Origin of the sequence: Rhodococcus sp. NPDC057135 (assembly GCF_042670865.1) — a bacterium.
In the GTDB taxonomy this organism is placed as follows: Bacteria; Actinomycetota; Actinomycetes; order Mycobacteriales; family Mycobacteriaceae; genus Rhodococcus_F.
The window spans coordinates 50,568-73,769 of record NZ_JBHUUU010000009.1 but is presented as its reverse complement, the minus strand read 5'-3'; the positions used below and the strand labels follow the sequence as shown (position 1 = coordinate 73,769).

Here is a 23,202-nt window from a genome sequence, read left to right as displayed (position 1 = left end):
GAAGCACCGCAAGCACTGCCGAAATGGATACCTGAAGCTGCAGGGCTACTCCATATCGGCAACGACAGCTAGCCTTGATCAGGTGACGGTTCCGATCTCGTGGCTCTTGCGCCAGAAACACCTCTCGCTGGCCCTGCTCACCGACCGAGCAGCCGCCACCCATCCCGTCACGTTTGCGCAGGCCACAGAGCTGACGGACCCCACACCGTGGCTCTCCGGCGGTGAGTTGGTGCTCACCACCGGGCTGGCACTGGTGGGCGCCGACGCCACCGACTACAGCGAGTACATCGACCGTCTGGCCGCCGCAGAAGTGTCGGCTCTGGGTTTCGGGACCGGCCTTTCCCATGAGAGTGTGCCCGCAGACCTGATTGCCGCCGCCCGCAGTCGCGGGCTCCCCCTGCTGGAAGTGCCGTTCACGACCCCCTTCGCGGCCGTCACGCGAGCGGTGATGACTCGCCTGAGCCAGCAGGAATACGAATCGGTATTGCGCGCGGCAGAAGTACAGACACGCATCACCCGAGTTGCACTGCGCGGTGGCGTGTCGGCGATCGTGCGTGAACTGGCTACCGCCACAAAAACTTCGGTGGCGTTTGTCGGAGATCGAATCACCGCGGTGCACCCGGCAAACCAGAAGTCGTTGATCACCGAGGTTCGCGCGGTCGCGGCCACCACCCGCGATCCCAACGCTCCGGCGTCGATCTCGCAGAGCACACCCGAACGGACGTTGACACTGTCCCCCGTCGGAGTCACCGACAGTTGGCACGGATACCTCGCCATGGCAGGCGCCGGGCCCCTGAGCAACATCGACAGAGTGCTGCTCGGGCACGCCGTCTCGTTGCTCACCCTCGAACTCGAGAAGCCGGTTCGGCTGCGGGCCGAGCGAACCCGACTCAATGCCATGGCTTTCGGGCTTCTGCTCGACGGCCGAATTCCCGAGGACGGCGTGCCGTCGTACCTGGACGAAGCAAGCGACACTCACGGCAACATTCGTGTCGTCCACGTTCGCGGATCCGGACTCGGACCCGTTCTCCGCGAACTCGACAACGCTCTCGCCCGGGCAGGCCGCCCGCTGTTCGCCCAATCCGAAGACGGCGCGCTGACCGTACTCCTTCGTGGAACCGACACCATCGACACAGCCAAAACGCTACTGGCGCAACTCTCCCCCACCGAGGCGAAAGCTGTGCGTGCCGGAATCAGCACCCCTCACCGCCTTCTCGATGCACCGCGCGCACTCGTTCAGGCCCGCGCCGCAGCCAACCTCACGACGGCCACGGCGCGAATTCTCGAGTTCGACGCTCTGAGCGGGTCGACAATTCTGGCGTCCGAGCCTGCCCGGGAGGCACTGATCGCCATGGCTGCGGACACCATCCCGGTGCTGACCGAACACGACCAGGCACACGGAACCGCACTGGCCGCGTCACTGCGCGCCTATCTCGAGGCGAACGGCCAATGGGAGTCGGCCGCAGCCGAACTCGGTGTTCACCGGCATACCCTCCGAGGTCGCATCGCACGCATCGAGGAACTGCTGCAATGCGACCTCGGGCAGGCCAGGGTCAGAGCTGAACTACTGCTCTCGCTACTCGCCTGGGAGGGCCGCTGAAGGCTCCGCAGCACACACCGAAGCGAAGCTGGACGCACCGCGAACGAGTAGTTCGAGTTCGGCGTCGACCGTGCAGAGCCGTGCTGTGTCCAGCGCTCCGCTGCGGCTCACACTCGACATCAAAGCCGTGAACCGGCGCACCGCTTGTGGATTGGCGGCGGTCCACAACTCGACTACGTCGGGAACACCTTCACCGAGCGCTCCGGACACGAGGTCCGCGAAACGCGCCGTCAACCTGGCATGGACGGCGGCGCTGCCCATGACCTCCCAATGCGAGGCACCGACTGCGACATCGACGCCACCGAGAACATCGCCCAGATCGAGAGCGCCGGCGAGTTCCCGGTAGATCGCCTCCGCGGCCGCGGCCGTCGTATTCTCCTGCAGTGCAATGTCCGCCAGGGCGAGCGCTCCGAAGGACGCCTCGATACGGTCGCTTGCCGACAAACCTTCGGTGAGCGCCCGCACCGGAGCGGCCCATCGATCGATGTCGGCGCGCGGGTTCACGGTGAACCGGCCTGCGGCACCCGGGCGGCGCAACACCCAGCTCATCTCGGATTCCAACAACTGCTGCAAGCGATCGAGAGCCTTCAACTGTCCGGTGGCACTGAGATCGGAGTTCAGGATTTCGCGGCGAAGGTCCTCTGTGCCAAGCACTTCGCTGACCACAGCGTAGGCCAGAGCCGCTTCCGGACTGTGGACTCCGAGGTGTTCCTCTAGCCGGAACAGAACGCCGGGTCCGACGCGGTTGACCAGTTCGTCGACCACCGAGGTGATGATGATGTCGCGGCCCAACCGGTGTGCGCTGACTGCGTCCGGTGCTGCCTCGACGACGGAGAGCGGAAAGTACTGAGGAAGGCGATCGGCGAAGATCTGATTCTCCGGGACGGTCGACGCCCCCAATTCCGCTGCCAATACGTTCTTCGACTGCGCCACCAGCACAGCAAGTTCCGGCCGAAGCAGACCCTGACCGGCACGCGCCCTGACCGCCAGAGCCTTGGCGTCCGGCAGTGATTCTTCGAGCCGCTTCATCGCGCCCGCCGAGACCAGGTTCTCGATCAACCGCTCGTGCTGATCGAGCAGAGCGGGAGCGCGGTGCTCGGCCAGGCTGATCGCGAGGGTCTGATCTTCACTGGCCTCGAGCACCGACGCGGCCACTTCGTCCTGAGCGGCCGCGAGCAGTTCATTGCGCGAGGTCGCATCCAACGCTGCGAGTGCGATCTTGATGTTGACCTCGCGGTCCGAGGTAGCCACGCCGGCCGCGTTGTCGATGAAGTCGGCGTTGATCCGGCCACCGCCGGCGGCATATTCGATGCGAGCGCGTTGGGTGAAACCGAGGTTGCCGCCCTCACCCACCACCGTCGCACGCAACTCGTCACCACTGACGCGAACTGCGTCGTTGGACGGATCGGCTGCGTCGACATTGCTTTCGGTCGACGCTTTCACGTAGGTACCGACGCCGCCGTTCCACAACAGGTCCACCGGAGCGCACAGGATCGCTCGGATCAGTTCCTGAGGGGTCAGCTTCTCCTCGTTGATGCCGAGGGCCTGACGCGCCTCGAGCGGAAGGCGGATCGACTTCGCGCTGCGCGGCCAGACGCCACCGCCAGGCGACATCACGGTGCGATCGAAGTCGTCCCAGGACGAGCGCGGCACGCTGAAGAGCCGAGCGCGCTCGGCGAACGTCGTCTCGGTGTCGGGGTTCGGGTCGATGAAGATGTGGCGGTGATCGAATGCCGCGACCAGACGGATCTTGTGCGAGAGCAACATTCCGTTGCCGAACACGTCGCCCGACATGTCACCGATGCCCGCGACGGTGAACGGATCGGTGTCGACGTCGAGGTCGCGCTCGGCGAAGTGGCGTCGTACCGCTACCCAGGCGCCGCGAGCGGTGATGCCCATCGCCTTGTGGTCGTACCCTGCCGAACCGCCGGAAGCAAAGGCGTCGCCGAGCCAGAAACCACGCTCGACGGCGATGCCGTTCGCGACGTCCGAGAACCGTGCGGTCCCCTTGTCTGCTGCCACGACGAGGTAGGAGTCTTCACCGTCGTACTCGATTACTTCGGCCGGATGTACTGCAGCGCCGTCGACGATGTTGTCCACCACGTCCAGCAAGCCGCGAATGAAGGTGCTGTACGACTCCTGTACCTGCGCCGGGGTCGGTGACGACGTGCCACGAACCACGAACGCGCCTTTGGCTCCCGAAGGAACGATCGGGGAATTCTTCACGCTCTGGGTCTTCATGAGGCTCAGGGCCTCGGTGCGGTAGTCCTCGTATCGATCCGACCAACGCAGGCCGCCACGGGCGACGGAGGAACTACGCAGATGAACGCCTTCGACATTGGGTGCGCTGACGTAGATCTCGCGGAAGGGAACGGTCTTCTGTGGGGTGGAGAGCAACTGCGAGTCGATCTTGAACGACGCGTACGGCAGCGGGTCGCCGGACTCACCACGCAGGTACCAGTTGGTGCGCAGAGTCGCCTGCAGGAACGAACGCACGCCGCGCAAGACGCGGTCCTCGTCGAGAGTGTCTGCACCGTCGACTGATTCGTCGATGGCCGATGCCGCGGTAGCCACGGCTGTCTCACGCGATCCTGCAACGGCGGGATCGAAACGCGCGGTGAAGAGTTCGATCGCCTGTCGCACGAAGAGTGGCTTCGCTGCCAACACTCCGACGATGTAGCTCTCGGACAACCCGATACGAGCCTGAGCGAGGAAACGGCACGCAGCGCGCAGCAACTCTGCGTCGCGCCACGTGATGTCTGCTCGTCCGATCAGACTGGAGAAGGCGTCCATTCGGGTCTGGCCGGCGATGACGGCTTCGAAGGCGTCCGCCATCTTCTCCAGCGCACCTCCGTCGAAAGTGCTCGGCTCGAAGGTGAAGTAGTGCGCCGAACCCAGAACGGTCGGAAGGGGGCGGTGCGTCGAAACTCGGAGTCCGAGGGATTCGAAGTTCTCGCACAGATCGGAGAGGGAGGGCTCTCCGGACGGCCACAGCACCACGCAGGTCAGGTCACCACTGCTCAGGTCGTCACTCTGCCGGAAGACGAGTCGCTGGCCCGCTGCTGCCAGTTCGGCGACCAGTTCGAGCGCCGGGTCACCGGGTCGATCACCGCCTGCCGGTCTCGATTCTGCAGCTGCGGTCTTGGTCGCCGATGATGTGCTCGCCATTGAACACCCTCCTGGAAATTATTGGATCCGAACACTTTCCAGTGTTGCGTGGATCACCGGAAAGAGGTCGTGCCCGATAGGAGTACCAACCCTCATCGGGCACGACATTTCGGCAGTTGCGGTGAGCTCAGTCGCCCAACCTGATCGGAGCGAGCTCCTCGAACACGTCGCCGGGTCCGGGATTCTCGGTAGGCGCAGCGCCGCCGAGATGGTTGACGACGCCCCACACCGCGTTGATCGCGGTCTGGATCGCGCCCTCGGCCCAGCCGGCAGTCCACGACACGTCGTCACCGGCGAGGAAGATGCCGCGATGACGCGGTTCGAGATCATTCTGCACGAAGTGAGAGAACAGGCGCTCCTGGTAGCGGTAGTGCCCCGGAAGGTTCGCCTTGAATGCACCCATGAAGTCGCGCTCGGTTTCCCATGAGAGCGTCACCGGACTCGAGATGATGTGGCTGCGGAAGTCCACGCCGGGGTAGATCTCTTCGAGAGAGCGCAGCATGATGTTCATGCGCTCGGTGGCGTCGAGCGCCAGAAGCTTCAGCGAATCGTCCGACCAGGTGTACGACAAACAGATCAGGCCAGGCTTGCCCTCGCCTTGATCGAGCAGGTACGTGCCGCGACTCATACGGTCCGTCAGTGTCATCGACACCGAATCACGGCCGGTCACGGGATCCTTGTCCTTCCAGAACGGGCGGTCGACGAGTACGAACACCTTGGTCGAACCCATGTAGTGAGTGCGCTCGATCGCAGTCCAGTGGTCGATCGGGAACAGATCGTCGTCACACCTGATGTTGTTGAGCAGCATCCAACTCTGCACTGTTACAACGGCACTCGCGTAGGTGCGAATGAATCCGTCGGAGTCCGTGACGGTGATGTTGCCGGGCTCGGTACGCCGGAGTTCGGTGACGCGGGGACGTGTCTTGCCGTCGTTGAGCGAAGCGACCGTCGTACCGGCAGGCCAATGCGCCATCTGCGCCGGGGCGCGGTTCCACAACCGCATCGGCAGCTGCTGCGATCCACCCACGATGCCGCGGTGGTCGTCGTCGGCGGCCGTGATGACCACACGAAGGATTTCGAGGATCGAGTTGGGGTAGTCGGTATCCCAACCACCCGTACCGAATCCGACCTGCCCGAATACTTCCCGCATGTGGAAGGACTTGAAATGCTTCGACGCGGCGAGGAATCCGTAGAAGGTCTGGTCGTCGTAGCGCACCACGAGGTCGTTCCAGATCCGCTTGATTTCTGCGGTGTCGCGGTCACGGATGGCCTGCTGCAACGGAATCAGATCCGCATGCTCTTCGAGAGTGCGCTGCCAGGCCTTTGCCACCTCGGTGTAGATCGGCGGCAGATCCTCGATAGCGTGCGCGTAGTGGCTCTCGCCCTTGAGGTCGATGACCGTGCTGGGCGTGACCTCGGCAAGAGGATTGGGGAACTCCTCGGTCTGCAGACCCAGTTCGTTCAGGTAGTGGAACAACGTCGTCGACGACGGTGGGAAACGCATTGCGCCCATCTCGGCGACTACTCCGGGGTGCCCGTCGAACTCGACCGACCGCATCCGGCCACCGATCTGATCGGCTTCGTAGACAATCGGTTTGAGGCCGATTTTGAGCAACTCGTAGGCCGCGATCATGCCGGAGAGGCCGCCACCGATCACGGCAACTTCGGTACCCAATGCCAGATCGGGCACCGAGCCGAGCCCCGCCGGGCTGGAGACGTAATCGTCGTACGGGAACGGGAAATCCGGCCCGAACATCGTGAGCGGCGGCTGCTTGCCGGGTTCCGAGGAACTGTCCGGAGCTACTGGGATGGTCATCTACGGTTCTCCTTGGAGACAGTTGTGACAGAACGGTCTGGATACAGATCGAGGCGTCGATCGTCGAGATGCGTATTGAGAGTGCGCGATTGCGCGACGGTGGCGGCAGCAAGATCCGCGAAGAGCAACTCCTGACCACCCCCGGCTCTCGCCAACTCGGCACCGTCGGGTGCGATGGCGCACGAGAGCCCGCAGTAGGTCAGGTCGGTTTCGGCACCGCAGCGATTGACGTAGGTGAGAAACATCTGACTTTCGTATGCGCGGGCCGGAACCACCTGCTGCGCAATGTGTTCGTACGGAGTCATCAAACCCGTCGGCACGATCAGCCATTCGGTTCCGGCGTCGGCGTGTGCCCGAACTGCTTCGGGAAATTCCACGTCGTAGCAGATCAACAATCCGCAGCGGATGCCCTCGAAATCGAACCCGACCACCAAGGTCTCACCTGGCCGGAAGTGCTCGCGATCGAGCGTGCCGAACAGGTGCGTCTTGCGGTAGTGCGCAAGCGAAGTGCCGTCGCTGCCCACCACCTGCACGCTGTTGTAGACATCTCCCCCGTCGAGTTCGGGGTAGCCGTAGACGACTGCGATGCCCGCGCTGCGAGCAATCGCGGCGACGGAATCGAAGATCGGGCCGTCGGCCGACTCCGCGCGCAGCGACACCAGTTCGCCGATGTCGTAGCCGGTTGCGGACATCTCCGGCGTCAGGAGGATCTTCGCACCGGACGCAGCAGCCTCACGGGCTGCCGTATCGATCGCAGCGAGGTTGAACTCCACCGACGCAAAGGTGTCCGGTGTGGTGAGCGGACCTTGAAACAGGCCAACTCGGACAGAATCGACATGCATGGTTCGCTCCTTCAGGAGTTCCGTGACGCCAATTTTCGACGGTGCGTGTGACGGGGACAACTACCAGCGTGACTGGTACCGCCAATCATGTCAACTCTTGTTTCCTAAGAATCAACATTCACACAATCGAGTCTCACGAAGACGGGGCGCGGGGCCCTTCCGGCAACGCCGGGTTCAGGACCCACAGAACCTTCGCCATAACCGCGCCTTCGGCCTGAAAGCTGTGATTGTGCGTAGGCGTGAACGTGAAGGAATCGCCCGCCTCGAGCACAACGTCCTCGGCGTCGACGGCCTCACCGTTCGGATCCGTCCGACCGCCCTCGAACGAGACCCGCAGTCCACCCTCGAGCACGTGTACGAAGTTCACGTCGATCGGCAGGCTGTAGAACTCCTGACCGCTTCCGCCGCCTGGCTCCAGTTCGCCGAGCAGCACCTGGATTCGACGCTCGTTGGTAGGCGTGAGCAGGTACTCCGTCATCTTTTCGCCACCGAAGCCGATTTGCGGCATGGCGTCGGCGCGGACTACTTCACCGGCGGACGCATTCTCGAACAGAGATCCGACGGGGATCTCGAGCACCGCGCACACCTTGATCAGGGTCGCCACCGACGCGTTGACGTGATCGCGCTCGAGTTTCGAGAGGTACCCCTTGGTCACACCGCATGCCTCGGCCAGGTCGTCGAGGGTCAATCGCTTCGACTGACGTGCCGCCTTGAGCCTCGCCCCGATGCGCGGACCGACCGGCTCCACCGCTTCCTTCGCCTTGGCCACTGAACCCACTCCTTCACGACCGCCGTGTCCCTTTCAGGAAACAGGGGTTGACAACCGAGCCTCTTGGGGAAACCATACTTGCTCAGAGAGCTACATCACTGAAGGGCGCCCGGTGTGCGCCGAATCGAGAGCAGGGACCTCTGCACATGGCTACCAACAACCCCGGATCGTTCATCGGACCCGTCGACGCCACGCGCGTCCCCCGCTACGCCGAGCCGACCACTTTTGCGCGTCTGCCGCGCCTGGACGAGGTCTCGCGCGCCGACGTGACGATTCTCGGCATTCCTTTCGATTCGGGTGTCAGTTACCGCCCCGGCGCTCGTTTCGGCCCGGGCCACATCCGCGCTGCATCGAAGCTGCTGCGTCCGTACAACCCGGCGCTCAAGGTCTCCCCGTTCGCCAACCAGCAGGTTGCCGATTTCGGCGACATCGGCGTCAACCCCTTCGACATCCAGGAAGCTCTCACGACGGTTCAATCCGCCGTCACCGACCTGCGTGCCGACGGTTCATCTGTGCTCACGCTCGGCGGCGACCACACCATCGCACTGCCGATCCTGCGCTCACTGGCCCGCGATCACGGCCCGATCGCCGTCCTGCACTTCGACGCTCACCTCGACACCTGGGACACCTACTTCGGTCAGCCCTTCACCCACGGCACCCCCTTCCGCCGCGCCAGCGAAGAGGGCCTGATCGACATGGAGCGCTCGCAGCACATCGGCATCCGCGGACCGCTCTACAGCGAGAAGGACCTCGAAGACGACCGCGTCCTCGGCTTCCAGGTGATCCGCAGTGACGACTACGAGGTCGACGGCGTCGCCAGCATCGTCGAGCGCATGCGCAAGCGCCTCGACGGTGGGCCGGTGTACGTCTCCGTCGACATCGACGTACTCGATCCCGCCCACGCTCCGGGTACCGGAACACCCGAAGCGGGCGGCATGACCTCACGCGAATTGTTGAACACACTGCGGGGGTTGGTGGGACTCAACGTGGTCGGCGCCGACATCGTCGAGGTAGCGCCGGCGTACGACCACGCCGAGATCACCGGTATCGCAGCGGCTCACGTCGCTTACGAGTTGCTGTCGGTACTCGCACTCAATCGCTGAAGCAGCACAACGGTATCCGTGGTGTGATGCATCTCGGGGTTCGCGGGAAGATCTCGTTCCCGCGACTCCGAGACCAGCACCTTCCACCCATCGGTGAACAGCGACTCCACATATTCAGGCGTATGGAGCATGGCCCGATGATGCTCGGTGGGCGACTCGTGGGGCGAGTGGCCCACGATCAGAAGATGCCCATCCGGCGCGACCAGATCACCGAGCGCCCGGAACAATTCCCCGCGTGCGGGTTCGAGCATGTGGAAGAACTGCGCAGACACCAGATCGAACGAACGACCCTGCGGATCCCACTTCGTCAGATCGGCTTCCAGCCATTCGATGTCGACGCCCTCGCCCTCGACGTGAGCCTGCGCGCGGCCGAGCGCAACCGACGAGATGTCGGTGCCGGTGACCTTCCACCCGCGACGCGCCAACCACAAAGCGTCGGCGCCTTCACCGCAACCGACGTCCAGTGCGGTGCCCGGTTCGAGGTCGGAGGCCTCGGCAATCAACTGCGGGTTGGGGTTTCCGCTCCAACGTGCTGGGCGTTCTTCGTACAGCGAGTTCCAGAATTGTGCGTCCGCCTTGGCGTACGGATTCTCGGTGGTATCGGAGTTTTCGTGGTGATTGTGGTGTTCGTGGCTCATTCATCCAGGATGAACATCTCCCGCAATCCACGCAACCATCTTTGCTGAAACAGCAATTTCTCTATCTAGACGCTCTGCCAACCTTCTCGCTTCGCGGCCGGTGGATTTCGATACTTCGCGAGGCATCCTTCGAAGCGCCCTCGACTCGCCGTGAGCCAAACTGGTTCATCACCCCGGTTCTCGTGAAATCGGACAAAAATCCACCCCTTTTTCGTGAAGATCGACCGAGATGCCCGTCACGTCCTACGCCAAGATTTAGCGGTCACACTCGACCGCGCCCTCTCGAACTTCGCTCGGGCCCTGGCTCCTTCACGGAGGCACAATGAAACACCGCTCTTATCCGGCACTTGCAACGGCCGCGGGGCTCGCACTCGTGTTGTCGGCTTGCAGCTCGGGAGGCACGTCCTCGGGCTCCGACGGCGGTGAACCTCTGACTGACGGAACCTTCCGTTATGCGCTGCAAGCCGATCCGGGTGCACTCAACCCGATCATGTCCGGCTCCGCGGCAACCGCGGACATCTCGAGGCTGGCCTACGACTCCTTGGTCTACCAGGATCCGGACACCAGTGAATTCAAACCGTGGTTGGCCGAGAAATGGGAAGAGACGCCGACCTCCGCGTCCTTCACCATTCGTGAAGGCGTGACCTGTACCGACGGGTCGACGCTGACCGCACAGACCGTCGCGAACAACATCAACTTCGTGGCCGATCCGGCCAATGGTTCACAACAACGCGGCACTACTGTCCCTGTAGGCGCTTCGGCGTCTGCCGATCCCTCCACCCGCACCATCACGGTCACCACACCGGCGCCGAGCCCGTTCCTCCTCCTCACCGTCAGTCGCCTCCCGATCATGTGCGACGCCGGACTCGCAGACCCGACCGCCTCGAACAAGAAGTCTCTCGGTTCCGGGATGTTCGAAGTCACCGAAGTCGCTGCCAACGACCACTACACGTTCGAGCGTCGTGACGGATACAACTGGGGCCCCGACGACACCACCTCCGACACACCGGGCGTCCCCAAGACAGTCGTCGCTGTCATGGCACCTAATGTCAGCACCGCCGCAAACCAGCTTCTCTCCGGCGAACTCAACGCATCTCCGATCGCCGGTCCGGACAAGGACCGGATCGAAGCCGCCAATTTCGCCTCGATCAATCGCCCAATGCCGTCCGGTCAGATGTATTTCAACCAGATCGCGAACAATCCCACCAGCGATCCCGCTGTTCGCAAAGCACTCATCCAGGGAGTCAATCTCGACGATCTGGCAGAAGTCATTACTGCCGGCCAGGGCACCCGCGCAACAAGCCTTGTCGGCGTAGAGCCCCGCGCCTGCGTGTACGACTCCGTCACCGGCAACATTCCTGACTACGACGTCAGCGCAGCGAAGGCAACCTTGGACGCGGCCGGCTGGACCGCCGGGTCGGACGGAAAACGAAGCAAAGACGGAAACCCGTTGACACTCCGCCTCTTCTACGCAGGAGGCGAAGAAGCTCGCAGCGCAGCAGCCGAACTCGCTCAATCTGCATGGTCGGATCTCGGCGCAAACGTCGAGGTAACGGGAGCCGACCAGACCAAAGTTGTCGACGTCATGCTCAGCGGCAAAGACAACAACCAGTGGGACATCGCATGGATCCAGATCAACAACTCGATTCCCAGCGGGTTCACCCCATTCTTCACCGGGCCGGCTCCGGCAGCAGGAAAGAACTTCTCTTCGATCAACAACCCCGCCTACGAAGCAGCCGTTGCCAAGGCCTCCGGCTTGACCGGCGACGCGGCTTGCGCAGAGTGGGCAGACGCCGAGTCGCAGATCACCAAGACGGTGTCCGCGGTGCCGTTTGCGAATACGAACATGAGCTTCTACTTCAACAAGGCTGGGCTCGCATTCGGTAAGTCCTTCATCGGTTCTGCACTGCGTCTCTACCAGTAGTCCGGTCGACGGAACGCTGTGCGGCAACGAGATACGTCAGATCACTGCGATCTGGCGTATCTTGTTGCCACGCCTATTGTCTCGTTGTCGAGTTCGACGTAGGTCAGCTGAGGAATGCTGGGCGCCAGTTCACCGAAAGCCCACTTCGCAACATTCTCGAATGACGGACGGAAATCGAAAATCTCCGGCCAGACACCGCTCGCCAATTGCTCGGCACACCGGTCGATCGCTTCGTCCAGAGCGTCCGTGTCGACAAACCATCCACGATCTCCGAGTTGGTCGTCCTCGAACGAGAACCCCGCTCGCATCGTCACCCGAAATCCCTCGGCAGGCATCAGCGGCGGCAACTTCTTTGCGTCCCGCACCGGTGCCGGAAGCCCTTGCCTCACAGCGAATGTACGACGGATCTCGACACTGAACATGCCCACCAAGGTATCAATGTTCGTCGAGCACAGTTCTACGAGCGGACCAATCGCGCAATCGCGTCGTTCGCTTCTTTGATCTTCGCGTCCGCCTCGGGACCACCGGCAACAGCGGCTTTGACGACGCAGTGGCCGATGTGGTCCTCGAGCAGGCCCATGGCCACCGCCTGGAGAGCCTTGGTCATCGCCGAGACCTGAGTGAGAATGTCGATGCAGTACTTGTCCTCGTCGACCATCCGTTGCAGGCCACGAGATTGACCTTCTATGCGACGCAGTCGCGCCAGGTAGTCGTTCTTGGCGGAGATGTAGCCGTGCGAATCGCTCGTGCAGCATGCATCACCAGTCGAATCACTGCCTGGAGCACTGCCAACTTCTGTCGCTTCCAACATTCGATATCCTCCTTTTCGTCAACGCGTGATGTCGCAACAGTTCTCGTTACCGGGGCGATGTGCGGATACTCTTCGACTTCCGTTGTCCTGCAGAGCAATCACTGCGCACATCGCCAGGCACTTCGCTACTGCACGAACAGATGGGTGCATGGCGATTGCCGATGCCCGTTTTCCCGTTGCTGCGAAACGCATTCGATCTCAGTGCCCGTGATGTGCGTGGTTCGCATGTTCGGACACAGGTGGGGTCGCATTGTCGGCCGTCAGCGTGAATTCCGCCGTACGCACCACTTCACCGTGTTTGAAGTCCAAGAACAACCGGTAGTCCTCAGCGCTCGGCATGTTGGCGTAGAAGGTGATTGCCGGACCAGCTGGCGTGACACCGTCACCGGGATGACCGTCCGGATGCACATGGAGATATGCGAGGTCGGAGGCACGCAACGCGACCAGATGCCCGTACGCGGCAAGGTAGGGCTGCAAGTCTGTGACCGGGATTCCGTCACGACTGACCGAGAGCGTGAGCTTCGATGTCTGGCCGGCATGGGCCGCGCCTTCGAGAGAGACTGTGTATCCGTCGACCGTCGTGGCGGCAGCAGCGGCAGGCAACGGCCGAGGTTCGTAGGGGCCGGCGACGCTGACGTCCGCACTCAGCGTGATTCCGTCACCGCCGGCCGGGGTGAAGTCGGCGAAGACTCGATAGTCTCCCGAATGAGCGAAATCGACTGACACATGCCAGTTTCCGTTCTCGTCCAATTCGGGATGCACGTGCTGGAACTCGGTCAGGTCCAGACCGACCACGATCAGATGCAACTGCTTGTCGTGGGTGTCCGTGTACTGAGTCAACGGAGTTCCCGCTGAATCCAGAATCCGGAATTGCAGAGGTACATTGCTGCCGACAGCCGCCTCCGACGTTGCCAATTCCAGTGTGTAGCCGTTGTCGCTGAACATCTTGCCCTCCCGAGCTTAGGTCGGCGGCACTTCCGTTGCCGTCTGCGTTGGGTTCTGCACTCTTCGAAATCGAACCTGTTGCAATTTGTACCATACCCCCCTAGGGTATGCAACGAACGACCGAAGGACTTTGAATTCACTCGAAGGAGATCCGATGCGCACCTACGTCGAGCGCCGGTCGAATGAGTTCCGAGAGCATCAATTCCCCACACATTCCATCGTCGCACTGCACCGATGTCGCAGCGGCTCGCTTACGACGTCCTCGGAACAAGCAAGCATCACCTATACCCCGTACAGGTAAGGAATTTAGAATGTCCACACAACCGCAATCCACACGTAAGTGGTGGGCGTTGGCGTTGATCGCCGCCGCTCAGTTCATGGTCATCATGGACACCTCGATCATCGGTGTCGCTCTCCCCCAGATGCAGAGCGATCTCGGCTTCTCCCAGGAAGGTCTCACCTGGGTCTTCAATGCATACGTCATCGCATTCGGCGGGCTACTCCTCCTCGGTGGGCGCCTGTCCGACCTGTTCGGCGCCCGCAGAGTGTTCACCGCTGGTTGGCTGATCCTGCTGATCGGTTCCGTTGTCGCCGGCGCCGCCGGTAACGTCGCCGTCGAACTTGCGGGCCGCGCAGTTCAGGGTGCCGGTGCCGCACTCATCGCACCGTCGGCGCTCACCTTGCTGATGATGCTGTTCGGCAGCACGCAGAAAGAGATGACCAAGGCGCTGTCCATCTACGGCGCTGCCGCCCCGGCAGGTGGTACGGCCGGCGTGTTCCTCGGCGGCGTCATCACCGAATACACCAGCTGGCCTTGGGTGTTCTACCTCAACATTCCCATCGCCGTCATCGCGCTGATCGCTACTCCCCTCCTGATGCCCAACGCACCGGCACGTACCGGGTCGATCGACTTCCTCGGCGCACTCGCTGTCACCGCAGGTCTTGCTGTCGGAGTCTTCGGCATCGTCAGAGCACCTGACGTCGGTTGGGGATCCGGGCAGACGTGGCTGGCGCTCGCCGTGTCGGCCGCTCTGTTGGGTGCATTCGTATTGATCCAGTCCAAGCGTCGGGAGCCTCTCGTGCGTCTGGGAATCTTCAAGGCGCCCAACCTCGGTGCCGCGAACATCGCTCAGCTCGTGCTCGGCGCCGCCTGGATACCGATGTGGTTCTTCCTGAACCTGTATCTGCAGCAAGTGCTTGGATACAGCGCCTTCCCCGCCGGTGCGGCTCTGCTGCCGATGACGATCTTCGTCATGCTCGGCATGGTCGTCGTGGCACCACGGGCCATGGCGCGCTTCGGCGCAAAAGCGATGATCGTCGCCGGATTGCTGGTCCTGGGAATAGGTTTGGGTTGGATGTCGTTGATCCGGCCCACCGGCAACTTCTGGGTAGACGTCCTGCCGGCCTCGCTGGTAGCTGCGGCCGGTATGACGCTGGCGTTCATTCCTTCACTGGGTACGGCGATTTCGGCCGCACGCCCAGAGGAGGGCGGATTGGCTTCCGGCATCGTCAACGTCAGTTACCAAGTCGGCTCGGCTGTCGGTCTCGCGGTGATGACCGCGATCGCAGCAGTGTTCGGCGCTGATCAACTCGGTGACCTGACCGAGCTGACGAACGGGTTCTCCGCAGTGTTCATCGGTGCAGCCGTCATCGCAGTGGTGGGCGCGGGAATCACCGCGGTAGTGATGCGCTCACCCAAAATCGAAGAGCCTCGAACCGTTAAGTCCACCGTCAATTCTTGACCAACTCCGGTAGTGGGTTCGGCGGGCGATCGTCCGCCGAACCCACCACCGTCGGAACCACTTAGGACTCCTCATGTCACGTCTTGCGCCTCTCACACCGGCCACCGCTGTCGGCACATCCAAAGACCTGCTCGCCGAGCTCGTCAACCGTCACGGACAGGTCGGCGACATGGTTGCGGCGATGGCTCATTCCCCCGCCGTGCTGGGTGGCTATCTGCAACTCAGCCGGGCAATGAAGCGAGCGAAGTTGAACCGCAAGATCAGCGAACGAATCTCGATCGCTGTACAGGTCCAGCAAGGTTGCGCTGTTTGCCTCGAAGCCCACGTCTCCGCCGCGTACGCCAACGGCGTCGAGGCGGACGAGATCGAGCGTGCCCGCGCGGGCACGTCGGCCGATCCCGCCATCGCGGCAATAATCGACCTCGGACTTCGCGTCTATCGGGAACCTGCCTCGATTTCCGACGAACACATCTCGGACCTTCGAGCGTACGGCTACGGTGATCGCGAGATCGCAGACGTAGTCGGAATCGTCGCCCTCAATGTCCTGACCGGAGCTTTCAATCTTGTCGCGGGAGTGAAACCAGATGAACCGGACCGCTAGGACCGCGCCAGAACGGAACAGCATGCGTCTGTTCTTGATTCGCGACTATCGCCTGCTCTTCAGCGCCCAGATCATCGCGCTGTTCGGCACTGGGTTGGCGACGGTTGCGTTGGGTCTACTCGCATACGAACTCGCCGGACCGAGCGCCGGGGCCGTGCTGGCCACCGCGCTGACTATCAAGATGTCCCTGTACGTCGTGATCGCTCCACTCGCAGCGGCGTACGTAGACCGGTTGCCGAGACGAGCTTTCCTCGTCGCGCTCGACGTCATTCGCGCAGCGGTAGTGATCGCCTTGCCCTTCGTCAGCGAGATCTGGCACATCTACGTGCTGGTAGGCGTTCTCCAGGCTGCGTCGGCAGCGTTCACTCCCACGTTCCAGGCGGTCATCCCGGACATCGTGACCGACGAGGCCGATTTCACCCGCGCGCTGTCGGCATCGCAGGTCGCTTACACGATGGAAAGTCTGCTCAGCCCTGTTCTTGCCGCAGTCGCGTTGTCCTTCATGACGTTCAACCTGTTGTTCGTCGCCACCTCCGTGGGCTTTGCCGTCTCGGCGCTGCTCGTGCTGGCCACCCGAATCCCCAACGCTCGTCCCAGTACTCACCGCAAGGCGTGGGATCGGATCGCGTCCGGAGTGCGGATCTTCGTGACCACACCGCGACTGCGCGGCATCATGGCCCTCAACCTCGTGGTGGCAGCAGCCGGCTCGATCGTGGTGGTCAATACCGTCAACTACGTTCGCGACGAGCTCGGTGGAACCCAATCCGACGTGGCCTGGATGCTTGCCGCATCGGGCACCGGCACGCTGGTGACCGCTCTGCTTCTTCCACGCATTCTCGACAGAACCGCTGAACGCATCGTGATGACAGCAGGTTCCGTCGTTCTGGTCTTCAGCGCCGGCGCGGCAGCATCCCTCGCCGTGGTCGGCGTATTCACGTGGATGCTCACTGCCGCAGTGTGGGCACTCATCGGCGCCGGGATGGCCATGATCGTCACACCGACCGGAAAGGTGCTTCGGCGCTCCGTCGACCCCGCAGGTATACCGGAGGTGTTCGCGGCCCAGTTCTCGCTGTCGCATCTCGCCTGGCTTGTCACCTATCCGATCGCCGGATGGGTCGGCACGAGCGCGGGATTTGCGGTCACCTGGAGCATCCTCGCAGCTCTTGCCGCAGCGGGAGCCGTTGCAGGATTTGTACTTTGGCCTCGGGAGACCGGTGCTGAATTGCCCGCACCCCCGACATACGAAACGACGCAAGGCGAATGCACCTTGGCAGCTACCCAGTGCGCTTGTGCTCGCACTGTCTGATGTCGAACCTTCACTAGGCGCTCTTCTTTTGCACGCAAGCGAACACCCCCGGCGGTCATTCACATCCGTGCAACGGTCAGTACATCTACGCGAACATCGATCAACTGGTCGAGGAAACGGCAATCCACGACGGCGAAATTTCCTTCGCGCTTACCGATCCGGCGATCTGGTACTGAAACATCTCCATCCTCCAGGAGTGGTGGCCTAGGTCGGTCGTTTACGCGTAAGGGCTAGTGAGCGCATCGTTCACCGGCCCTTCGCGCGTTTGACAGTTGCCTGGTTCAGGTGGCCGCACTTGGGTGATGGCGTCGGCGGTCACCAGCATGTCGATCTCGACGAGATTGGTTTCGGCGGCATCGGTGACGCGCACGGTCACTCCGGCCATTGAGCATCGTGCATTTTGTGCAAAGCTGTTGTTTTGCAGCGAGTTATCCGGACATGTAGAGCGCAGACGTTTTCACCCGATACTCACATGGTCGATCCGTGATGCTCCCCCACGCCTGAGCCGGAGCGCCCGGCCGATATCTGCTTTCACTGCTCTCGGCGGGTCGAACGTCCTGATCGTTGACGTTGCGCTACTGCGCGGAGAGGGCGATTTCGCCGGTCGACGACGGGATCTGTCATGGGGTTGTCGATGCAGATTTCGTTTTCAATTTGAGGCTTGCGCCTATCTGGCGTACCTCCGCGATACTGGACGGTCGCCGAACATCGCGCGCGCGTACGCGGAACGAATAGCTCAGTTCCTCACCCAGTGCGCCGCCAATCTCATGGATTGGAGAACGGTTGCAATCAAAGATCTTTCACGATTCTTGCGACCTTTGGTATCAGAGCCACTACCCGCCCGGAGCGTGAACTCGACTCGAGGACCGCGCTTTCGGCCCAGTCGCCCGGCGAACGCAACCATGACGTCGGTGAGCGAATTCCTGCGGTTCGCCGCGACTCGCGGGTGGATGGACGCGTCGGTGACGGATTGTTTGAGCAGGCCGCGGTTCCTCCGATATCGCGCACAGGGCCAGAGTTGGGGCGAAGACGAGCAATTCCGAACAGTGAATTCCCGGACACTAAGCTTGCCTGAGTCCGAAAGCCCCGTGCAACCGTTGAGCAGCAAGAAGATTACCAGTTTGCTGAAAAGTACAGTGCATCAACGAGATATGTTTCCGAATGCGGTACTCGATGAGACAGGTATGTGCAGCGGCGAAATGCTAGCGCTTCGCCGCGAAGAAATGCATCTTCCGTCCTCGAGCACACGGTTGGGTGTTCGGTGCAGGGCCCACATCCGCATGTCCGGCAACGCGTCACCGCGAACGGCGCGCTAGCGAAAAGCGGGTTCCCGAGGTCTATTCCGTCACGACCGGTTTGGTCGAGTTGCATGCCTCAAACCTGCATGAGCGCTCAGGGTTTCCGGATGCCGAGCGGTGCGATTTCGTGTCGGGGCTGGGTTCCCAACGTATTCGTCGTTTGTTCGCGGTCGGATGGGCTGCCCCCATCCGACCGCGAACAATCGGAAACGCTCACGTAGGGAAACTTGCTCACCGTTATGCGGTTACGACGTGGCAGTAGACAGGCCACGGCGGCACACCAACATGTGATCGGCGCCTCGCTGGAATGCGTAGTCGACCTTGACGGTGTGACCAACGATATTGCGAGTACGTAGGTCGGCGAGCAACTCAACGAGTCGGGGATAAGCCTCCGATGAGCCCACTTCCACCAGCGGAAAGATACGCACCTCTCCGGAGGTGACGCGCATCAGCTCGGTAATCGCGTCGACATGGAAAGTGTGGTCGAGGCGCTCGGCGTAACTGAACAGCAGGTGGGAGCTGAGTACCAGATCAAAGCTGGCATCAGCGAACGGCAACGACGGCAATCGGCCTGGGACATAGTGGTCAGGGTGTCGGCGAATATGAGCCGCGAACCGCTGGGCAGCGTGTTGCCTGACGCGCCGATGTTCGTCGGGATCGGCGAAGAACGTCCACTCGTACTGTTCCGCGTGTGCACGGACATAGTGATTCCCTCGATCCGCCTCGGATGTCGCAATGGCGGCAAGCTTCTTCGCACTGTTCTCGAAATAGGCTATATCGCAAGCAATTACATCACCGCCGAGGTTGCTTACTTCACTGGTGAACCCAGCGCCGCCGCCGGGGCAATCCAGGATCCGAAGAGATAGATCGTTGTCGGTCAGGGCGAACATCGCCCGGTACTCGCTGAGCGAGCGGGAACTGATCAGCAACTCGCCGATTCCGTTCACATGAGGGTCGTGGTCAAAGGTCATGGAATGGTCCTCTCGGTATGAGGCCACCTCACTGCGTGAACCGGGATGACTGCCGCAGAGGCGAGGATCGTCGGCCGCGCAATAGGCGGCCGAAAAGTGCACAGTTCAGGGCCGCTGGTTGAGCGGCCACCAGAGCTGCGCGTAGGTCATCACCGGCCAATTAGAGCACACGCCCCGCCAGTGCGTCTCGGACGCCCTAGGGCACGGCTGAACAACTTGCCTTACATACCTAAACACCCCTCAGCCACTCGACATCTCACTACACGCAGGTCAGGCGTGCGTCGAAATAGACGAAGAGCACGTCCGGGGCTGACCATTGAAAACCGGTGCCAGCGAGAACAACTCGAATTCACCGCAGAGGTCACCTCCATCAGCGACCACCGACCGGCAAACTAAGCCAACCGCGCTAGGGCGAAACCAGGCCATCGCAGCGCCGTTACAGCTTGCGGCCCTGTGGTGCAACGCATCACAGATGAGCGTCACTGGTTGCTCGCTGGCCGGCGCCGGGAGCTCACTACCGAAGCAGTCACTCCCATCATGCACACCATTCCCAGCGGCACCATCGAGGCCTGTACCCAGTCGAGGTGAACCCCCACTGGGCTTCCAGTGGTGTTCGACAGACCGGCTGCCATCTCATGCAGCGGCAAGAGCGTACAGAGTGCACCCAGCAGTACACCGCACGTGCCTGAGATGACGGCTTCGATGACGACCACACCGCTGATCTGGCGTTTGCTGGCACCGGAGCGTGCTAGCGTGCGCATCTGGGTCCGTCGATGCCGCATCGACATCGCGATGGTGATGGTGGCGGCGAGCACGGCGTAGCCGACAGCGACTGCGATGAAGGTCTTGACGTAGCGATTGAGCAGTGTCAGGTCCTTGTCGAAGCGGGTCGAGGACCAGGTAATCGCATCCGTAACACGGGTACCCGCGGGGGGTTCGGCGGTCGTCTGGGTAGGGGATGACCGCACGAACACCTCGTCCGCCACGGCAGAGGGGTCGTGCGAACGAAGGATGCCTTCAGAAAGGGTCACACCGGGACGTTCACCCCTAGGTTCGTCCACGATTGTCGTGATAGCCGGGTTAAGGGTCCTTCCGTCCGCCATCACCAAAGTGACGGTGTCGCCAGTGCGCCAGCCGTTCTCCTCGGCTAGATAGCGGGGCACCTCGAATCCAGTAGGGTCGGCCGCCCTCGGGAGTGCCGTGACTGGGAGCGCGACGGTTGATCCGAAAACAACGAGCCGGGCACGGCTAGATATCCCGACCTTGATGACATCGTATTTGTCGTATATCTGGGACACCTGATCCGCCGTTAGGTAATCCGCCTCGGAAACCAGCACTGATTGGCCCTGCATTTGGCCTGCGGTCTCTGCCGGATACGCGATTCGCATCGCGGGAATGAACCCACTGGTGAGGATGGCGAGAGCCGCCGCGATGATGGCCGGCGCAGCGATTGAGGCCGACCGGCGCGGGTTTGTGGTGACCTCGGCGCCGCCAACCATAAGCGGGGCGGACGGGCGCATTCGCCAGGGAAGCCACAGCAAGATTCGAGCGAGTCGAGGCACTATTACCGGTGCGAGACACGCGGCAGCGACGGCGGTCGTGAGAGCGATGACGATCGCCATCAACACCGAGTCCAGGCCCGGCACCGTGCGGCCGGCGACCACTTCGACTACGACGAGCGCGGCCAATGCGATTCCGCTGACAATTCGTAGCCACCCGGTAGTCTTGCGCGGCCGGGTCGACTCAGGTCGCATCGCGGCCAGCGGGCTCGCCCGCGAAGCGCTCACCGCCGAGATGGCGGCGCCGATCACGGCTACGGCGATACCTCCTAGGACCATTGTCAGGGCACCGAAGTAGTCGACCGTCATGACGAGCTGGGCGGGCAGGATCCCCCACGATCGCAACATCGCTGCCAGCGGCGCCGTCGCCAGCACCCCGGCCACCGTTCCTGCGACCGATCCCAACGTCCCCAGCAGCAAGGCTTCCAGCAGCACCACGCGGCGCAACTGCTTTGGCAGCGCTCCGGTTGCGCGGAGGAGACCGAATTCTTGCGTGCGCTCGTCGACCGCAAACTTCGAGGTGACCGCGACGACGAAGAGGCTCACCACCAACGATGCGAGGGCCAGCACCGTCAAAAACTGACTGCTCAGATAACGACTTTTCGCAACCGAGTCATCCTGCAGCGCACTACGATCGGTCACCACCTCACCACCGAACTCCGCCGCGACCGCCTTCACCGAGGCGGCTGCCGACGGCCCGTCGGCAACTTGCATACCGACAAGGTTGGCAGCAGGTGCCAACTGCTCGGCGGTAAGGTCGTCGAAGTAGACGCCGGGACCGTCGGTGGTGCCGACGACTTTCACCTCGGCATCGCGGTGTGCAGTCCGAAGACTGACCGTGTCGCCCACCGCGGCACCGAATTCCGGCCCAAGCACGACCTCCGACGCCTGCCGCGGTTCCGCACCGGAAGTCAGTCGGTAAGGAGCCAGCGACGCGCTCGACCACCCGTGGCCCGCGACCATCGGGTCCTCTCGCGGCAGTGCTCCGGTCGGCGTGACGATCTGCGCGAGGAAGCTGCGGTCTGCCACGACATCGGAGATGCCCGGTACCGAGCGGATTCGCTGCGTCAGCTGGGCGAGTTGGTCTCCGCCCCACGCGCTGCGGTCACCCGCTTGCCCCAGCACGTTCGTCGCTCGCTCACCGGCGACCACTAACGACGTCCCCTGTAGCCGTTCCGGCGGCTGTGGCCTTGCGGCAGTCATGACTTGCGTTGTGGCAGTGGTGATCAGAACGCCAACGAACACCGCTAGCAGTACGCCCAGCGCAGCCGTGATCCGGATCCGGAGGGATGCCATTGCCCATGTGATCATGCTGTGACCTCGGCCATCCGAGCAGCGATCTGGGCGGCGGTCCGGGTGTCGCCTGGGGCGCCCCGGCGATGCTGTAGGTCGTCGACCACCTTCCCGTCACGAAGAAACAGCACCCGATCGGCGAACGAGGCCGCGATCGGGTCGTGGGTCACCATCACCACGGTCTGCCCCTCACGATCGACGGCGCTGCGCAGTAGCTCCAAGACTGACAGTGAGCCGGCGGTATCCAGGGCGCCCGTGGGCTCGTCCGCGAACACCACCTCTGGTTCGGACACCAGGGCTCGAGCGACGGCGACTCGCTGCTGCTGGCCACCGGACAGCTGAGACGGCCGATGATGCATCCGATCCCCTAAACCGACCCTCGCCAGTCCTGCGGTGATGCGGGGACGGTCCGGCTCGAGACCGGCCAGCCGCAGAGGTAGCTCGAGATTCTGGATTGCCGTCAGCGAGTCGATAAGGTTGTAGGACTGAAAGACGAAGCCCACCTTGGACCGACGCAGGAGGGTCCGTGCCTGTTCGCTGAGCGAGCCGACCTCGACGTTGCCGATGAAGGTCTCCCCGCCGTCCAATCGGTCGAGCCCCGCGGCACACTGCAACAGCGTTGATTTGCCCGAGCCCGACGGGCCCATCACCGCGGTGAAGCTTCTGCGGTAGAAGTCGACACTGAGGTCGTTCAGTGCGTTGACGGTCTCGTCGCCCAGGTTGTACCGGCGGCGTGCGGCGCGCACGCGGACCGCAGGCTGCTCACGGGTGGTGGTCTGATTGATGCTGTTGTCCATGATCTCTAGCGAAGCGGAC

Annotated in this window: 19 protein-coding genes; 7 read left to right on the top strand and 12 right to left on the bottom strand. The window is 62.6% G+C overall.

Features of this window, described 5'->3' with window-relative positions; genetic code table 11:
• Nucleotides 1–82: 82 nt before the first annotated feature.
• Complete coding sequence (locus ACFT1A_RS18170) at nucleotides 83–1,600, top strand: PucR family transcriptional regulator (RefSeq protein WP_378448103.1); 1,518 nt, start codon at nucleotides 83–85, stop codon at nucleotides 1,598–1,600.
• On the opposite strand, the gene ACFT1A_RS18165 is transcribed toward ACFT1A_RS18170, so the two are convergent.
• The 4 genes from ACFT1A_RS18165 to ACFT1A_RS18150 form a co-directional block, all read right to left on the bottom strand.
• Nucleotides 1,577–4,768 carry an NAD-glutamate dehydrogenase domain-containing protein gene (locus ACFT1A_RS18165; RefSeq protein WP_378448102.1) on the bottom strand — a complete coding sequence of 1,064 codons (3,192 nt, stop codon included), beginning with the start codon at nucleotides 4,766–4,768 and terminating at the stop codon, nucleotides 1,577–1,579. The two genes, ACFT1A_RS18170 and ACFT1A_RS18165, sit on opposite strands and share 24 nt — an antisense overlap.
• A gap of 127 nt (nucleotides 4,769–4,895) precedes the next feature.
• Complete coding sequence (locus ACFT1A_RS18160) at nucleotides 4,896–6,584, bottom strand: flavin monoamine oxidase family protein (protein WP_378448101.1); 1,689 nt, start codon at nucleotides 6,582–6,584, stop codon at nucleotides 4,896–4,898.
• On the bottom strand, nucleotides 6,581–7,426 hold the full coding sequence (locus tag ACFT1A_RS18155) for a carbon-nitrogen hydrolase family protein (RefSeq protein ID WP_378448100.1): 846 nt from the start codon (nucleotides 7,424–7,426) through the stop codon (nucleotides 6,581–6,583). Before ACFT1A_RS18155 ends, ACFT1A_RS18160 begins: the two co-directional genes overlap by 4 nt.
• Nucleotides 7,427–7,559: 133 nt before the next feature.
• Nucleotides 7,560–8,195, bottom strand: a complete 636-nt coding sequence (locus ACFT1A_RS18150) for a helix-turn-helix domain-containing protein (protein ID WP_378448099.1) — start codon at nucleotides 8,193–8,195, stop codon at nucleotides 7,560–7,562.
• 146 nt (nucleotides 8,196–8,341) lie between these two features.
• On the opposite strand from ACFT1A_RS18150, the gene speB reads away from it, so the two are divergent.
• Nucleotides 8,342–9,298 carry an agmatinase gene (speB, locus tag ACFT1A_RS18145; RefSeq protein ID WP_003941134.1) on the top strand — a complete coding sequence of 319 codons (957 nt, stop codon included), beginning with the start codon at nucleotides 8,342–8,344 and terminating at the stop codon, nucleotides 9,296–9,298.
• On the opposite strand, the gene ACFT1A_RS18140 is transcribed toward speB, so the two are convergent.
• On the bottom strand, nucleotides 9,262–9,936 hold the full coding sequence (locus ACFT1A_RS18140; RefSeq protein ID WP_378448098.1) for a class I SAM-dependent methyltransferase: 675 nt from the start codon (nucleotides 9,934–9,936) through the stop codon (nucleotides 9,262–9,264). The two genes, speB and ACFT1A_RS18140, sit on opposite strands and share 37 nt — an antisense overlap.
• Before the next feature lie 322 nt (nucleotides 9,937–10,258).
• Between ACFT1A_RS18140 and ACFT1A_RS18135 the strand changes: the two genes are divergently transcribed.
• On the top strand, nucleotides 10,259–11,860 hold the full coding sequence (locus ACFT1A_RS18135) for an ABC transporter substrate-binding protein (RefSeq protein ID WP_378448097.1): 1,602 nt from the start codon (nucleotides 10,259–10,261) through the stop codon (nucleotides 11,858–11,860).
• Between the two features lie 41 nt (nucleotides 11,861–11,901).
• On the opposite strand, the gene ACFT1A_RS18130 is transcribed toward ACFT1A_RS18135, so the two are convergent.
• From ACFT1A_RS18130 to ACFT1A_RS18120, 3 genes are all read right to left on the bottom strand, one after another.
• On the bottom strand, nucleotides 11,902–12,282 hold the full coding sequence (locus ACFT1A_RS18130) for a 6-carboxytetrahydropterin synthase (RefSeq protein WP_378448096.1): 381 nt from the start codon (nucleotides 12,280–12,282) through the stop codon (nucleotides 11,902–11,904).
• A gap of 35 nt (nucleotides 12,283–12,317) precedes the next feature.
• Nucleotides 12,318–12,671, bottom strand: coding sequence for a metal-sensitive transcriptional regulator (locus ACFT1A_RS18125; protein WP_378448095.1), 354 nt, complete (start codon nucleotides 12,669–12,671; stop codon nucleotides 12,318–12,320).
• A gap of 198 nt (nucleotides 12,672–12,869) precedes the next feature.
• Nucleotides 12,870–13,616, bottom strand: a complete 747-nt coding sequence (locus ACFT1A_RS18120; RefSeq protein WP_378448094.1) for a hypothetical protein — start codon at nucleotides 13,614–13,616, stop codon at nucleotides 12,870–12,872.
• A gap of 311 nt (nucleotides 13,617–13,927) precedes the next feature.
• Between ACFT1A_RS18120 and ACFT1A_RS18115 the strand changes: the two genes are divergently transcribed.
• The 3 genes from ACFT1A_RS18115 (at nucleotide 13,928) to ACFT1A_RS18105 (ending at nucleotide 17,265) form a co-directional block, all read left to right on the top strand.
• Nucleotides 13,928–15,358: an MFS transporter gene (locus tag ACFT1A_RS18115; protein ID WP_378448093.1), complete on the top strand. Its 1,431-nt coding sequence runs from the start codon at nucleotides 13,928–13,930 to the stop codon at nucleotides 15,356–15,358.
• 73 nt (nucleotides 15,359–15,431) lie between these two features.
• Nucleotides 15,432–15,959 carry a carboxymuconolactone decarboxylase family protein gene (locus ACFT1A_RS18110; protein ID WP_378448092.1) on the top strand — a complete coding sequence of 176 codons (528 nt, stop codon included), beginning with the start codon at nucleotides 15,432–15,434 and terminating at the stop codon, nucleotides 15,957–15,959.
• Nucleotides 15,943–17,265, top strand: a complete 1,323-nt coding sequence (locus tag ACFT1A_RS18105; RefSeq protein ID WP_378448091.1) for an MFS transporter — start codon at nucleotides 15,943–15,945, stop codon at nucleotides 17,263–17,265. The genes ACFT1A_RS18110 and ACFT1A_RS18105 overlap by 17 nt, the downstream gene beginning before the upstream one ends.
• Nucleotides 17,266–17,482: 217 nt before the next feature.
• Here ACFT1A_RS18105 and ACFT1A_RS18100 read toward each other — a convergent pair whose 3' ends face one another.
• Complete coding sequence (locus ACFT1A_RS18100) at nucleotides 17,483–17,635, bottom strand: hypothetical protein (protein ID WP_378448277.1); 153 nt, start codon at nucleotides 17,633–17,635, stop codon at nucleotides 17,483–17,485.
• On the opposite strand from ACFT1A_RS18100, the gene ACFT1A_RS18095 reads away from it, so the two are divergent.
• A complete protein-coding gene (locus ACFT1A_RS18095; protein ID WP_378448090.1) occupies nucleotides 17,568–18,581 on the top strand; it encodes a site-specific integrase in 1,014 nt (337 codons plus the stop codon). The genes ACFT1A_RS18100 and ACFT1A_RS18095 overlap by 68 nt on opposite strands.
• A 227-nt stretch (nucleotides 18,582–18,808) precedes the next feature.
• Here the strand turns inward: ACFT1A_RS18095 and ACFT1A_RS18090 are convergent, their stop codons facing one another.
• From ACFT1A_RS18090 to ACFT1A_RS18080, 3 genes are all read right to left on the bottom strand, one after another.
• Entirely contained in the window at nucleotides 18,809–19,534 is a 726-nt protein-coding gene (locus tag ACFT1A_RS18090; RefSeq protein ID WP_378448265.1) for a methyltransferase domain-containing protein, read from the bottom strand.
• A gap of 479 nt (nucleotides 19,535–20,013) precedes the next feature.
• The gene (locus tag ACFT1A_RS18085; protein ID WP_378448089.1) at nucleotides 20,014–22,404 is read right to left on the bottom strand and encodes an FtsX-like permease family protein; all 2,391 of its coding nucleotides are present in this window, start codon (nucleotides 22,402–22,404) and stop codon (nucleotides 20,014–20,016) included.
• On the bottom strand, nucleotides 22,401–23,183 hold the full coding sequence (locus ACFT1A_RS18080; RefSeq protein WP_378448088.1) for an ABC transporter ATP-binding protein: 783 nt from the start codon (nucleotides 23,181–23,183) through the stop codon (nucleotides 22,401–22,403). The genes ACFT1A_RS18085 and ACFT1A_RS18080 overlap by 4 nt, the downstream gene beginning before the upstream one ends.
• Nucleotides 23,184–23,202 lie beyond the last annotated feature (19 nt).